The sequence below is a fragment of the Flavisphingomonas formosensis genome, from assembly GCF_009755815.1.
In the GTDB taxonomy this organism is placed as follows: Bacteria; Pseudomonadota; Alphaproteobacteria; order Sphingomonadales; family Sphingomonadaceae; genus Flavisphingomonas; species Flavisphingomonas formosensis.
Map to the genome: position 1 here is coordinate 258687 of NZ_WRPK01000005.1, position 12770 is coordinate 271456.

12 protein-coding genes are annotated in these 12770 nt (G+C 67.1%); 9 read left to right on the forward strand and 3 right to left on the reverse strand.

Annotated features, from left to right (window positions below; translation table 11 throughout):
• The first annotated feature begins 1 nt into the window (after position 1).
• The 3 genes from GQY20_RS15775 to GQY20_RS15785 are packed head-to-tail and all read left to right on the forward strand — an operon-like array spanning position 2 to position 3442.
• Positions 2 to 1672 carry a hydantoinase B/oxoprolinase family protein gene (locus GQY20_RS15775; RefSeq protein WP_157218064.1) on the forward strand — a complete coding sequence of 557 codons (1671 nt, stop codon included), beginning with the start codon at positions 2 to 4 and terminating at the stop codon, positions 1670 to 1672.
• Between the two features lie 16 nt (positions 1673 to 1688).
• The gene (locus GQY20_RS15780; protein WP_157218065.1) at positions 1689 to 2912 is read left to right on the forward strand and encodes a metal-dependent hydrolase family protein; all 1224 of its coding nucleotides are present in this window, start codon (positions 1689 to 1691) and stop codon (positions 2910 to 2912) included.
• 2 nt (positions 2913 to 2914) lie between these two features.
• Positions 2915 to 3442 carry a peptidylprolyl isomerase gene (locus tag GQY20_RS15785; protein ID WP_157218066.1) on the forward strand — a complete coding sequence of 176 codons (528 nt, stop codon included), beginning with the start codon at positions 2915 to 2917 and terminating at the stop codon, positions 3440 to 3442.
• Positions 3443 to 3491: 49 nt separating this feature from the next.
• On the opposite strand, the gene GQY20_RS15790 is transcribed toward GQY20_RS15785, so the two are convergent.
• Positions 3492 to 5081, reverse strand: coding sequence for an ATP-binding cassette domain-containing protein (locus GQY20_RS15790; RefSeq protein ID WP_157218067.1), 1590 nt, complete (start codon positions 5079 to 5081; stop codon positions 3492 to 3494).
• Positions 5078 to 6652 (reverse strand): thiol reductant ABC exporter subunit CydD, encoded by a 1575-nt coding sequence (gene cydD, locus GQY20_RS15795; protein WP_157218068.1) that lies wholly within the window; start codon positions 6650 to 6652, stop codon positions 5078 to 5080. Before cydD ends, GQY20_RS15790 begins: the two co-directional genes overlap by 4 nt.
• Before the next feature lie 115 nt (positions 6653 to 6767).
• Here cydD and GQY20_RS15800 point away from each other — a divergent pair, with 115 nt between their 5' ends.
• From GQY20_RS15800 to GQY20_RS15820, 5 genes are all read left to right on the forward strand, one after another.
• Positions 6768 to 8336 (forward strand): cytochrome ubiquinol oxidase subunit I, encoded by a 1569-nt coding sequence (locus GQY20_RS15800; RefSeq protein WP_198351019.1) that lies wholly within the window; start codon positions 6768 to 6770, stop codon positions 8334 to 8336.
• A 12-nt stretch (positions 8337 to 8348) separates the two neighbouring features.
• Entirely contained in the window at positions 8349 to 9497 is a 1149-nt protein-coding gene (gene cydB / locus GQY20_RS15805) for a cytochrome d ubiquinol oxidase subunit II (protein ID WP_157218070.1), read from the forward strand.
• Positions 9498 to 9514: 17 nt separating this feature from the next.
• Entirely contained in the window at positions 9515 to 9613 is a 99-nt protein-coding gene (cydX, locus tag GQY20_RS15810) for a cytochrome bd-I oxidase subunit CydX (protein WP_157218071.1), read from the forward strand.
• A gap of 194 nt (positions 9614 to 9807) precedes the next feature.
• On the forward strand, positions 9808 to 10050 hold the full coding sequence (locus GQY20_RS15815) for a type II toxin-antitoxin system VapB family antitoxin (RefSeq protein ID WP_157218072.1): 243 nt from the start codon (positions 9808 to 9810) through the stop codon (positions 10048 to 10050).
• The gene (locus GQY20_RS15820; RefSeq protein ID WP_157218073.1) at positions 10050 to 10445 is read left to right on the forward strand and encodes a type II toxin-antitoxin system VapC family toxin; all 396 of its coding nucleotides are present in this window, start codon (positions 10050 to 10052) and stop codon (positions 10443 to 10445) included. Before GQY20_RS15815 ends, GQY20_RS15820 begins: the two co-directional genes overlap by 1 nt.
• A 164-nt stretch (positions 10446 to 10609) precedes the next feature.
• On the opposite strand, the gene GQY20_RS15825 is transcribed toward GQY20_RS15820, so the two are convergent.
• Positions 10610 to 11509 (reverse strand): LysR family transcriptional regulator, encoded by a 900-nt coding sequence (locus GQY20_RS15825; protein WP_157218074.1) that lies wholly within the window; start codon positions 11507 to 11509, stop codon positions 10610 to 10612.
• A gap of 100 nt (positions 11510 to 11609) precedes the next feature.
• Here GQY20_RS15825 and GQY20_RS15830 point away from each other — a divergent pair, with 100 nt between their 5' ends.
• Positions 11610 to 12770 carry a muconate/chloromuconate family cycloisomerase gene (locus tag GQY20_RS15830; protein ID WP_157218075.1) on the forward strand — a complete coding sequence of 387 codons (1161 nt, stop codon included), beginning with the start codon at positions 11610 to 11612 and terminating at the stop codon, positions 12768 to 12770.

Sequence of the window (12770 nt, forward strand, 5' to 3'; positions counted from 1 at the left end):
GATGAAGACCGATCCGTACACGCTGGAAATCATCAAGAACGCGCTCGTCGCGATCGGCGACGAGATGTTCCAGACCATGGCTCGCACCAGCATGAGCCCGATCATCTACGAGGCGCTGGACTTCTCCGTCGGCATCACCGACGCGCGCGGCGAGCTGATCGCGCAGGGGCAGGGCACCACCGTGCTGCTGGCGATGATCGACAGCTTCGTGCACGACATACTCGAGAAATTCGGCAATGCGATCCGGCCGGGAGACGTCTTCATCGGCAACGATCCCTATCGCGGCGGCGGCACCCATCTTTCGGACTTCGGCCTCGCCACGCCGATCTTCCATGACGACACGCTCGTCGCCTTCGCGGTCAACAAGGCGCATTGGCTGGATGTCGGCGGCGCCGTTCCCGGCAGCTTCTCCACCAACGCGACAGAGATCTTCCAGGAAGGCATCCAGATGCCGATCTGCAAGATCATCGATCAGGGTGTGCTGCGCCAGGATATTCTCGACATCATCATCGCCAATATTCGCGTGCCGCAGGAGAGCGTCGGCGACATGTGGGCCGGGGTCGCGGCCAATGGCGTGGCCGAGCGCCGCGTGCGCGAACTGTTCGACAAATATGGGCATGAGGCGGTGCTGACCGCCAAGGAGGAACTGCTCGACTATGGCGAGGCGATGGTCAAGCACGAGCTGGCCGGCCTGCCCAAGGGCGAGTTCTTCGCCGAGGATCTGATCGATGACGACGGGCTTGGCGACACGCCGCTCAAGGTGATGGTGAAGATCACGATCACCGACGACAAGTTCGTCGCCGATTTCACCGGCAGCGCGCCGCAGACGATGGGGCCGATCAACAATTCGCGGACCGGCCTGACATCGGCCGTGCGGCTGATCTTCAAGGCGATCACCAATCCGCAGGTGCCAGCGAACAGCGGATCCTTCCGCCCGATAGAGATCGTCTGCCCGGACCGCACGGTGTTCACGGCCGAGCGGCCCGCACCCGTCTCCACCTATTGGGAGACGCTGATGTATGCGGTCGACCTGATCTGGCGCGCGCTCGCGCCGCATGTGCCCGAGCGGCTGGGGGCCGGCCATATGCTGTCGGTCTGCTCGGTGGTCTTCGCTGGAAGCCATGCCGACACCGGCAAGAGCACGATCCTGGTCCAGCCGCTCGTCGGCGGCTGGGGCGGTGGCGACGGGCGCGACGGCCAGTCCGGCCAGTTCGCCGCGGCCGATGGCGAGACCTATAATGTGCCGATCGAGATCACCGAGGCGCGCTACGGCGTGCTCGTCGACCAATATGCCTTCCACACCGAGGATGGCGGGCATGGCGAGCATCGCGGCGGCAAGGGCGTCGTTCTCGATTATCGGATGCGCACCGACGATTTCGCGGTCACCGGGAGCTTCGGCCGCTTCAAATATCCGGCCTGGGGCATGGCCGGGGGCAGCGACGGATCGCCCAACCATCTCGACATCATCCGGGCCGACGGCAGCCATGAGGTGCACGGCAAGGTGACGGGCGCGAAGGTTGCCAAAGGGGACGTGGTGCGCATGATCACTGCCACCGGCGGTGGCTGGGGCGATCCCAAGCGACGCTGCAAGGCGGCGCTACGCGAGGATCTGCGCAACGGCTTCCTGACGGCCGAGCAGATCGAGCGCCATTATGGCGGCCTCGGGGACTGACCGGAATCCTTTCATCATGACCATGATCCTGACAAACTGCACCGTCTTTGACGGTGCATCGCCCGAACTGTTGCCCGATCGGACGCTGGTGATCCGCGACGGCCGCATCGCGGAGATCCACGACCGGCCGGCGACCAGCGCCGCGGCGACGGTGATCGACGTTGCGGGCCGCACCGTGATGCCGGGGCTGATCGATGCGCATTTCCACGCCTATGCGGCCGAGGTGAATCTCGGCGTGCTCGATCGCACCCGGCCGGAGCTGCGCGCCCTTTATGCGCGCAAGGCGCTGGAGGATGCGCTGCAACGCGGCTTTACCACGGTGCGCGACGCGGCCGGCGGCGACATCGCGCTGGCGATGGGGATAGAGCGCGGACTGATCCGCGGGCCGCGCTTCTTCTATTCGGGCCTGGCGCTCAGCCAGACCGGCGGCCATGGCGACATGCGCGGCACCGGCCCGGAATGCGGCTGCGCCTATTGCGGATCGCTGACCACCCTGGCGGACGGCGTCGATGAGGTTCGCAAGGCCGCCCGCGAGCAGCTTCGCCTCGGTGCCACGCAGATCAAGCTGTTCCTGTCGGGCGGGGTCGCGTCGCCTTCGGATCCTTACTGGATGGCGCAATATTGCGACGAGGAGCTGCAGGCCGCGGTGCAGGAGGCGGCGACCCGGCGCACCTATGTGATGGCGCATGCCCATACCGCGGATGCGGCGCTGCGCTGCATCCGCAACGGCGTCCGCTCTATCGAGCATGCCACGATCCTGACCCGCGAGGCAGCCGATGCGATCGGTGCGGCCGACGACGTCTATGCCGTTCCGACGCTCGTCACCCTGCGCAAGCTGGTCGACGAAGGCGCGGCGCTCGGCCTGCCGCCGGTCGGCGTCGCCAAGACGATCGAGGTCGAACGCCATGCGCTCGCCTCGCTCGACATGCTGCAGGCGGCGAAGGCGCGCATCGGCTTCGGCACGGACCTGCTCGGTCCGCTGATGACGCATCAGGCGGACGAGTTCCGCCTGCGCCGCGCCGTGCAGCCCGCGATCGAGATCCTGCGCTCCGCCACCTCGGTGAATGCAGCGCTGCTCGGCCATGCCGATGCGCTCGGCGCGGTACGCGCGGGCTGTCTCGCCGATCTGCTGGTGGTGGACGGCAATCCGCTGGAGGACGTCACCCTGCTTGCCGATCCGCAGCGCATCGCCCTGGTGATGAAGGGCGGCGTCATTCACAAGACCCTTCTGCCCGCGTGACCATGTCCGGCGAAGACCATCCCCGCGTCCGTCTTTCGACGGCGCTGGGCGACATGATCATCGCGGTCGAGCAGGTGCGGGCGCCGGCGACTGGGACCTATTTCCTGCGTGACGTGGCGAGCGGGCGCTATGACGGCACGAGCTTCTATCGCGTCGTCACGCTCGCCAACCAGGATCCGGAGCAGAGCGTGCCGATCGAGATCGTGCAGGGCGGGGTGCGCCAGCCGGCCGAGCCGACATGCCCCAGTCTCGAACATGAATCCACGCTGCGGACCGGTCTTCGGCATCGGCGCGGCAGTATCTCGCTGAGCCGTTTCGCGCCGGGGGCGGTCTATCACGGCTTCTTCCTGTGCCGGCGCGACGAGCCCGAGCTGGACCATGGCGGCGCGCGCCAGCCCGATGGCCTCGGCTTCGCGGCGTTCGGGGAGATCGTCGAGGGGTTCGACGTGCTCGACCGGATCTTCGCGCGGGCCGAAGCACGGGAGGCGCTGCGCGACGAGATCGCCATTTATCGGGCGGTGTTGCTGTAGGCTCGACGGGCACGGGTCTGCGCGCCAAGGGACGGGTCGCTGTCGAAAGTCAGCCTTCCATCTGCAGCTGCGTTGCGGCCAGCGGGAGCATGGCGGGGCGATGGGTGACGAGGATCAGGCCGCATCCCTCGGCATCCAGCCAGAGCGCGAGCCGCCTGCACAATTCGGCTTCGGTCTCCGGATCCAGGCCTTCGCTCGGCTCGTCCAGGAGCAGCCAGCGTCGGCCGGCGAGCAGCGCGCGGGCGATCGACAGCCGCTTGCGCTGGCCGCCGGATAGGCGTGCGCCGCTGTCCCCGATCCAGGTCGAGAGACCGTCCGGCATCGCGCGTACCTCCTCGGCAAGACAGGCGGCTTCGAGCGCGCGCCACAGCGCCTCGCCCGCAAGGCCGGGGCGGGCGAGGCGCAGATTGTCGGCGATGGTGCCGCCGATCATCGCGGCATTCTGGGGAGACAGGGCGAAGAGCGATCGGCGGGCCTCGGGCGGCCAGGCATCGAGCGGTTGGCCGTCGATCAGAAGGGCAGGGTCGGGCGTGTCGCGCCATCCTGCGAGCGTTTCGACGAGACGTGTCTTGCCGATGCCGGAGCGCCCGGTGATCGCCAGGCGTTCGCCGGCGGCGAGCGTGACCTGCGGCGTACCGGGAAGCGTCAGCCTCTCGCCGGCCGGCCTTGCCGGCGCCGCCTGCTTCCTATCGTTCGCTTGGGCGAGTTGCTCCAGCCGTGCGAGTCCCGCCGCGATCACCGCATCGCGCCCGAACGACCGGATCAGCGCGCCGAGTGCCTCGCTGGCGCCCGCCGCGGCCAGCACCGCAAGCAGGGTGATCGGCAACGATCCGTGCGACAGCGCGATCACTGCCGCCATGGCGATCCCGCTTGCCGCGAGGCCGAGCGCGGCCAGCCGCGCTTCACCGCGCGCGAAGGCGAGCCGGGCGGCATCGAGCCGCGCCGCCTGCTCGGCCAAGCCGGCATTGATCGAGGCGGTCAGCCCATAGGCCGCGATCTCGGGCGAGGCCGCGGCATATTCGACGAGCTCATGCTTCAGTTCTGCGATCTGCCGCTGCACATCGGCGGCGGGACCCGGCAGCCAGCGCCGCGCCGCCGTCCATGCGGCCGCCGCGGTGGCGGCGAGAATGGCGGCGAGCGCGATCGTGGCGGCGGTGCCGGCGAGCAAGGTCAGCAGCAGCGCGGCGCCGATCCCGCAGAGCGCGGCCGCCTGCGCCGGTGCCCGGACGAAGCGGTCCTCGATCGCCTGCACGTCCTGGATCAGCAGCGCCGCGGCCTCGCCGGAGGTGCGCTCGCCCGCACCGAGCGGGCGCCGCACCAGCTGTTCGAACAGCGCGACGCGCAGGTCGGCAAGCACCAGCAGCGCGGCGCGATGCCCGAGTAACCGCTCGCCATAGCGCCCCAGCGTGCGCAGGATCGCGAGCAGCCGGATGCCCGCGCTCGGCAGCAGATAGTTGAAGCCCTGTACCGCCGCGATGCCGGCAACACCCGCGATCGCGGCACCCGCGATGAACCACCCGGCCAGGCCGAGCAGCAGGGTACCGGAAACCGCCGTCGCCGCTGCGCACAGGGTGGCGGCGAGGCGGGTGGCGCGATAGGGCGCTGCGATCCGGCCGAGCAGGCGATCGAGTGCCGTCATGCCAGCACCTCCCGCGCGTCGGCGCGTGCCGCGGCCGCGGCGCTGTGGGTGACGAACAGCAGCGTCCGGCCGCGCCCCGCCTGCAGCACGGCCTCGGTCAGCGTAGCCGCCGATGCCTCGTCGAGATCCGCGGTCGGCTCGTCGAGCAGCCAGAGCGGCGCGTCGCGCAGCAGTGCCCTGGCGATGCCGATGCGCCGCCGTTCGCCGCCGGAAAGGCCGGATCCGGTCGCATCGATCGGCAGATCGAGCCCACCGTCGCGTGCGGCGATCAGCGGCCCGAGACCAGCCCGTTCGGCGGCCTCCGCGATCGCCGCGCGATCCGCGTCCGGCCGGGCGATGCCGATATTGCCGGCCAATGTGCCGGGCACCAGCGCGATCGCCTGGCCTGCCCAGCTGACCGCGCCGCCGAGCCCGCCTGCGGCGAGCGGCTGGCCGTCGATCCATATGCGTCCCTCCGCGACCGGTGCGAGGCCGAGCAGCGCATGCAGGAGGCTCGATTTTCCCGTACCGGTCGCACCGGACAGCGCGGTCGCACGGCCGGCGGCTATGTCCAGCGTGAACGGGCCGATGCGCCGCTCGCCATAATCGATCACCACCGCTTCGAAGCGGATGGCGGGCGGCCGGGCGAGCATAACCGCGTCCGCCGCGCGTTCGGGTTCGGCCGTGGCGGCCAGGGCGTCCAACCGCTCGATCGCGGCTTCCCCGACCTGCTTGTCATGATAGGCGGCGGCAAGGCGGCGCATCGGCAGATAGAATTCCGGCGCGAGCACGAGCACGAAGAGGGCGCGCGCGAGATCCAGCCGCTCGGGCACCGGAAAGGGTAGGAGGCCAAGGAGGTTGAAGCCGCAATAGACCGCGACGAGCGCCACTGAGAGCGCCGCGAAGAATTCGAGGATCGCGCCCGACAGGAAGGCGACGCGCAACACGGCGATGGTGCGCAGAGCCACTTCGCGCGTCGTCTCGGCGAGCTGGCGGGTGATCCGATCCTCGGCGCCGAAGCCGACGATCACCGGCAGCGCCCGGACGCGATCGATGAACAGGCCCGAAAGACGGCTCAGCACCTCGAGCTGCGCCGCCGCGGCGCGCCCGGCGGTGCTGCCGGCCAGCGCCATGCCGATCGCGAAGGGCAGCAGCGTCGCCAGTAATATGCCCGCGCCGATCGGGCTCGCGAAGGCCGCGGCCGCAGCAACGAGCAGCGGCGTCGCCACCGCCGCGGTGCGCAGCGGCCGGAACCGGGCATGATAGCCGTCCATATCCTCCAGCCGATCGGTCGCGTCCGCCACCTGCTCGCCGAGCAGGCGACGCGATCCGGGTGCAACGCCGAGCAGTGCCGCCAGGACGATCGGCCGCCGTGCCGCCTTGGCAGCGGCGGCGCTGCGGCTGCCCGTCGTCGCGGCCGCGGTCTGCACCCAGGCGCGCAGCGCGCCCGAAGCGACCAGCAGGATCAGGGCGGATACGTAGAAACCCCGATTTGCCGCCGGATCGGAAACCGCCAATGCGAGCGCCAGCGCAATGCCGATGGCGCCTGCTCCATCGGCGACCCAGAGGAGGGAAGCTCGTGTCCCGCTCATTCGAAAGCCCGCATGCCTTGCCTGTTTCGTACCCGTAACTCTATAAGCCCAGGCAATAGCCGAACCTGACCGAGCCCATCGACTCCTCTATCGATCGAACGGGGGTACCGCCATGGTGGATATGGCTGTCATAGAACTCTCGCGCCTGCAGTTCGCGCTCACGGCGCTGTATCATTTCCTTTTCGTGCCGCTCACGCTGGGACTCTCCTTCCTGCTCGTCATCATGGAGAGCATCTATGTGATGACCGGGCGCGAGATCTGGCGGACCGTCACGCGTTTCTGGGCCAAGATCTTCGGGATCAACTTCGTGCTCGGCGTCGCGACCGGCATCACGATGGAATTCCAGTTCGGCACCAACTGGTCCTATTATTCGCACTATGTCGGCGACATCTTCGGCGCGCCGCTCGCGATCGAAGGGCTGATGGCCTTTTTCCTGGAAGCGACATTCGTCGGGCTGATGTTCTTCGGCTGGGACAAATTGTCCAAGCAGGCGCATCTCTTCACCACCTTCATGGTGGCGCTGGGTTCCAACCTGTCGGCGCTCTGGATCCTGATCGCGAACGGCTGGATGCAGCATCCGGCCGGCGCGCGCTTCAATCCCGTGACGATGCGGATGGAAGTGAACGACTTCATGGCCGTGCTGTTCAACCCGGTGGCACAGGCCAAGTTCGTCCATACGGTCAGCGCCGGCTATGTCTGCGCCTCGCTGTTCGTGCTGGGTGTTTCCTCCTGGTATCTGCTGCGCGGCAAATGGGTGGCGGTAGCCAAGCGGTCCTTCACCGTCGCGGCGGCGTTCGGCCTCGCATCCTCGCTGTCGGTCGTCGTGCTGGGCGACGAGAGCGGCTACACGCTGACCGATAACCAGAAGATGAAGCTCGCCGCGCTGGAATCGATGTGGCACACCGAGCCCGCGCCCGCCGGCATTGCCCTGTTCGGCATTCCGAGCGTCAAGGAGCGCAAGACCGACTATGAGGTCAAGATCCCCTATGTGCTCGGTCTCATCGCGACGCGTAGCCTGACGGGCGAGGTGACGGGCATATCGGAACTCGTCGCCAAGGCGCAGGGGCGGATCGAAAACGGCATCCTCGCCTATGACGCGGTCGAGAAGCTCAAGCTGAACCGCGACGACCTGGTGGCGCGCGAGGCGTTCGAGCGGCACAAGCTCGATCTCGGCTATGCGCTGCTGCTCAAGCGCTTCGTCTCTGATCCGCGCGCGGCGACACCGCAGCAGATCGAGCAGGCGGCCTGGACCACGGTGCCCAACGTACCGGTGATGTTCTGGGTGTTCCGGGTGATGGCGGGCCTCGGCTTCCTGTTCATCGCCTTCTTCCTGACCGCCTTCTATTTCTCCACCGTCCAGCGCTTCGACGTGCGATGGTTTCAGCGGGCCGCGCTCTGGGCGATGCCGCTGCCCTGGATCGCGATCGAGTTCGGCTGGATCCTGGCCGAGATCGGGCGGCAACCCTGGGCGATCGACGGCGTGCTGCCAACCTTCCTGGGCGCATCCAGCCTGACCGTGCCGCAGCTGTGGACCACGATCATCGGCTTCACCCTGCTCTACGGCACGCTGGCTGTGATCGAGGTCCGCCTGATGCTGCTGGCGATCCGCAAGGGGCCCGAGGACCATGTCCCGCAGCCTTCCGCCCATACCATCGACGGCTATGCGCCGCTGCCGGCCGAATGAGGAGCCCGCATCATGACACCCCCCATCGACTATGAGACGCTGCGGCTGATCTGGTGGGCGCTGCTCGGCGTCCTGCTGATCGGGTTCGCACTTACCGACGGCTTCGATCTCGGCGTCGCCGCGCTGCTGCCCTTCGTGGCGCGGAGCGACGAGGAGCGCCGGCTGGTGATCAACTCCATCGGCGCTACCTGGGAAGGCAACCAGGTCTGGTTGATCCTCGGCGGAGGCGCCATTTTCGCCGCCTGGCCGTTCGTCTATGCGGTCAGCTTCTCCGGCTTCTATCTCGCCATGTTTCTCGTGCTTGCGGCGTTGATCTTGCGGCCGGTGGGGTTCAAATACCGCTCGAAACGGCCGGATGCCGGCTGGCGCGCGCGATGGGACTGGGCCCTGTTCGTCGGCGGGCTAGTGCCGGCGCTGGTGTTCGGCGTGGCGGTCGGCAACGTGCTGACCGGCATACCTTTCCACCTCGACAGCGATCTGCGCTCTTATTATCTCGGCAGCCTGCTCGGCCTGTTTCATCCCTTCTCGCTGGTGGCCGGACTGCTATCGGTCGCCATGCTCGTCCTCCATGGCGCGAGTTGGCTGGCGATCAAGGTCGAGCATGGCCCGGTGCACGCTCGCGCTGCCCGTTTCGGCCAGATCGCCGCGGCTGCTTCGATCCTGCTCTTCGCGCTGGGCGGCGGAATGGTGGCGACGATGGGCATGGGCTATCGCCTGGCCCATGGCGGCGATCCGCTGGGGCCGTCCAATCCGCTGCTCTCGGGCACGGTCGAGGCGCCCGGCGCCTGGCTCGACAATTACGGCGCCCATCCCTGGATGCTGGCGGCACCGCTGCTCGGCTTCGTCGGCCCGGTGCTTGCGCTGATCGGCATTCGGGCCGGGCGTGAGGCGCTGGCCTTCGGCGGATCTGCGCTCGGCACCGTCGGGATCATTTCCACGGTGGGGCTCTCGATGTTCCCCTTCATCCTGCCGAGCTCGATCGATCCCGCGTCGAGCCTGACCGTCTGGAACGCATCGTCGAGCCACGTCACGCTGTTCATCATGCTGCTCGCGACGCTGCTGCTGCTGCCCATCGTGCTGCTCTACACCGCCTGGGTGTACAGGGTGCTGTTCGGCCGCATCACCATCGACCAGGTCAGAACCAACCCCGACTATTATTGACGCAAGGAAGAGCTCAAATGTGGTATTTCAGCTGGATATTGGGACTCGGCCTTGCCGTCGGCTTCGGCATACTCAACGGCATGTGGCACGAATTTCATTCCGAGGGGGACGAATAAGAGCAGAGATTCGGCTCCAGCCGCGCAGCAGCGGTCGCACCATGGCCACCAGTTCGGCGATCTGCGCCAACCGCGTATGGCGCGTTCTTCATCCTCTCACCGCATCGATTTTCCTTCTCCTGGGTCAGCGGAAGCGCCTAGCGGATTGACATTTATATACTCCTAGGATATAGGATATCCTAAGGAGATAGGCGATGGCTCTCTATGTGAAGGATATCGAGGTGGACCGTCTCGCCGAACGTGTGGCGTCCCTTCATCGCGTGAGTAAAACCGAGGCCGTACGCCGCGCGCTGCTTCACGAGCTCGAGCGCGAAGGCGCGCAAGCCAGTCTGGTCGAACGCGGGATGCAGTTTGCCCAGAATTTGCGTGCGCGCGCAGCGCCGGGAGGCCAGTCTGCAGATAAGAGCTTTATCGACGGCCTCTACGGCGAAGAGTGATGTTCATCGATGCTTCCGCTTTGACCGCCATCCTGACCAGTGAGGCAGATGGCCCCGAGCTGCTCGCGCGTATGCAGAAGAGAGGCAAACGGATCACCTCGGCGCTCGCAACATGGGAGACAACGCTCGCTGTGGCGCGTGTGTTGAACCTGCCGATCCTGGAAGCTGCCGAAGCGGTCGAAGAATTCGTCATTCTCGCGGAAATAGAGATCGTTCCAGTGGAACCCGCCGTACGTCACCTCGCTATCAAAGCCTATGACGCTTATGGTAAGTCGCGACATCCGGCGGCTTTGAATTTCGGTGACTGCTTTGCTTACGCCTGCGCGCGGCACGCGGGCATGCCGCTCCTGTACAAGGGAGACGATTTTCCTAAGACGGACATCGAGACAGCGTGAGCTTTTTCCCGCACCTGCCGGTTATGTAGTGATCGGCGATACTGCTTGACCGCAACTGCAGCTTTGACGTCTCCTCAGCCCCGATGACGGCGGGGCTTCGGAATGACGCGGACAAGACCAAGGTGGAATAAGCCGCATCGCCCCTGCAGAGGCGGGCGATGGTTTTATACGGCCACTTCGTCGCGCATGAGTTCGTTGCATATCCGGCCGAGCGTCTGGATCTGCGCGCTCACGTCGGCCGCGCGCCAGCTCAGGATGATCGGCGAGACGGCATCCGGTTCGGCCAGCGGCCGATAGACGATGTCGTCGCGCCCGAGACGCTGCACTGACTGCGGCACGATGCAGATGCCGGCATGCGCTGCGACGAGGCCGAGGCCGGTCTGCAGCTCGCGCACCTCGCGCACGCGCTTGGGCATCAGATCATGGGCGCGGAAGATGGCGAGAAGCTGGTCGGCATAGCTCGGCCGGGGATCGTTCGGATAAAGGATCAGCGTCTCCTCGATCAGGCGGGCGAGGGCGACGGGATCGCCGGTAGCGGCGAGCGGATGGCCGAGCGGGAGGACGGCGACGAGCGGCTCCTGCTCGATCACCCGCCGGGCGATCGCCGCATTCTCGAAGAGGAGGCGGCCGAAGCCGGCGTCGATACGGCCATCCTCCAGCGCCTTCATCTGGACCAGCGTGTTCATTTCGATCAGCTCGACGTCGATTTCCGGCGCGGCCTCGCGGAACCGGCGGATCAGCAGCGGCACGGGTCCATAGATGGTCGACCCGACGAAACCGATCACGAAGCGCCGCCTTTCCCCAGCGACCAGTCGGCGGATCTCGGCGCGCAGCTGATCGACGCCGGCGAGCACGCGCGTCGCGTGATCGAGCAGAAGGCGTCCAGCCTCGGTGAGCGCGACGGGCCGGCTGGCGCGGACGAACAACGGCGCCCCCAGCTCCTCCTCCAGCTCGCGGATCTGGCGGCTGAGCGGCGGCTGGGCGATGCCCAGCCATTGGGCCGCGCGGGTGAAATTGCGCTCGGTTGCCACGGCGACGAAGTAGCGCAGGTGACGTAGCTCCATGTTCGATACCTAACAGGTATGCTGTGGACCGAATAGGTCTTTCCTTTTGCCGATTTCGAGGAATATCCAGTCTTGAAGACATGAAGGATATGGAGAGCCGATGACTCGCATCGAACAGGTCGAGACGCTGATCGTCGACGTGCCGACGGTGCGGCCGCACGTCCTGGCGATGGCGACGATGTACCGCCAGACACTGTGCCTCGTGCGCATCCGCTGCGCGGACGGCACGGTCGGCATCGGCGAGGCGACGACGATCGGCGGCCTTGCTTATGGCGAGGAGAGCCCCGAAGGCATCAAGCTCGCGATCGACACCTATTTCGCGCCCGTGCTGCTCACTTGCGATGCGAATCGGCCCGCCGCGGCGATGGCTGCGCTCGCCAGGCAGATCGTCGGCAATCATTTCGCGAAATGCGCGGTCGAGACGGCGTTGCTCGATGCGCTCGGCAAGCGGGTCGGGCTGCCGGTCAGCGAATTGCTCGGTGGGCGGGTGCGCGACAGCGTGCCGGTGCTGTGGACGCTGGCCAGCGGCGATACCGGCAAGGACATCGCCGAGGCCGAGGAGATGATCGACCGGCGGCGGCACAACGCCTTCAAGCTCAAGATCGGCAAACGATCAGTGGCCGACGACGTCGCTCATGTTGCGGCGATCAAGAAGGCGCTCGGCGCGCGCGCCTCGATCCGCGTCGACGTCAACATGGCCTGGGACGAGACGAGCGCGCGGCGCGGGATCGACATGCTCGCCGACGCCGGCTGCGATCTCGTCGAGCAGCCGATCGTTCGCCACAATCGTGCAGGCATGGCCCGCCTCGCGGCGCGTTCACGCATCCCGATCATGGCCGACGAGGCGCTGCGCGGACCCGAGGATGCCTATGACTTCGCCGCGCGGGCGGCGGCGGACGTGTTCGCGGTGAAGATCGAACAATCCGGCGGGCTGTTCGCGGCCAAGCGGGTTCAGGCGATTGCCGATGCAGCGGGCGTCGCCCTTTATGGCGGAACGATGCTGGAGGCCGGCGTCGGTACCATCGCCTCGGCACATGTCTTCGCCACCTTTCCGGCGCTCGCTTTCGGCACCGAGCTGTTCGGGCCGCTGCTGCTCACCGAGGAGATATTGGCCGAGCCGCTCGGCTATGGCGATTTCGCCCTGGCCGTGCCGTCCGGCCCCGGCCTCGGCATCGCGCTCGACGAAGAGCGTGTCGCCCATCTGCGGCGTGACCGCGCCGATCGGCCGACCATAAGTATCGCTGCAAGCCAGAGGACATGA

What these genes read in the sequence shown, in the direction of transcription:
- cydD (WP_157218068.1), bottom strand. Translation starts at nt 6,652, where the DNA reads ATGAGCGGGACACGAGCTTCCCTCCTCTGGGTCGCCGATGGAGCAGGC.
- GQY20_RS15790 (WP_157218067.1), bottom strand. Translation starts at nt 5,081, where the DNA reads ATGACGGCACTCGATCGCCTGCTCGGCCGGATCGCAGCGCCCTATCGC.
- GQY20_RS15785 (WP_157218066.1), top strand. Translation starts at nt 2,915, where the DNA reads ATGTCCGGCGAAGACCATCCCCGCGTCCGTCTTTCGACGGCGCTGGGC.
- GQY20_RS15780 (WP_157218065.1), top strand. Translation starts at nt 1,689, where the DNA reads ATGACCATGATCCTGACAAACTGCACCGTCTTTGACGGTGCATCGCCC.
- GQY20_RS15820 (WP_157218073.1), top strand. Translation starts at nt 10,050, where the DNA reads ATGTTCATCGATGCTTCCGCTTTGACCGCCATCCTGACCAGTGAGGCA.
- GQY20_RS15775 (WP_157218064.1), top strand. Translation starts at nt 2, where the DNA reads ATGAAGACCGATCCGTACACGCTGGAAATCATCAAGAACGCGCTCGTC.
- GQY20_RS15815 (WP_157218072.1), top strand. Translation starts at nt 9,808, where the DNA reads ATGGCTCTCTATGTGAAGGATATCGAGGTGGACCGTCTCGCCGAACGT.
- GQY20_RS15830 (WP_157218075.1), top strand. Translation starts at nt 11,610, where the DNA reads ATGACTCGCATCGAACAGGTCGAGACGCTGATCGTCGACGTGCCGACG.
- cydX (WP_157218071.1), top strand. Translation starts at nt 9,515, where the DNA reads ATGTGGTATTTCAGCTGGATATTGGGACTCGGCCTTGCCGTCGGCTTC.
- GQY20_RS15825 (WP_157218074.1), bottom strand. Translation starts at nt 11,509, where the DNA reads ATGGAGCTACGTCACCTGCGCTACTTCGTCGCCGTGGCAACCGAGCGC.
- cydB (WP_157218070.1), top strand. Translation starts at nt 8,349, where the DNA reads ATGACACCCCCCATCGACTATGAGACGCTGCGGCTGATCTGGTGGGCG.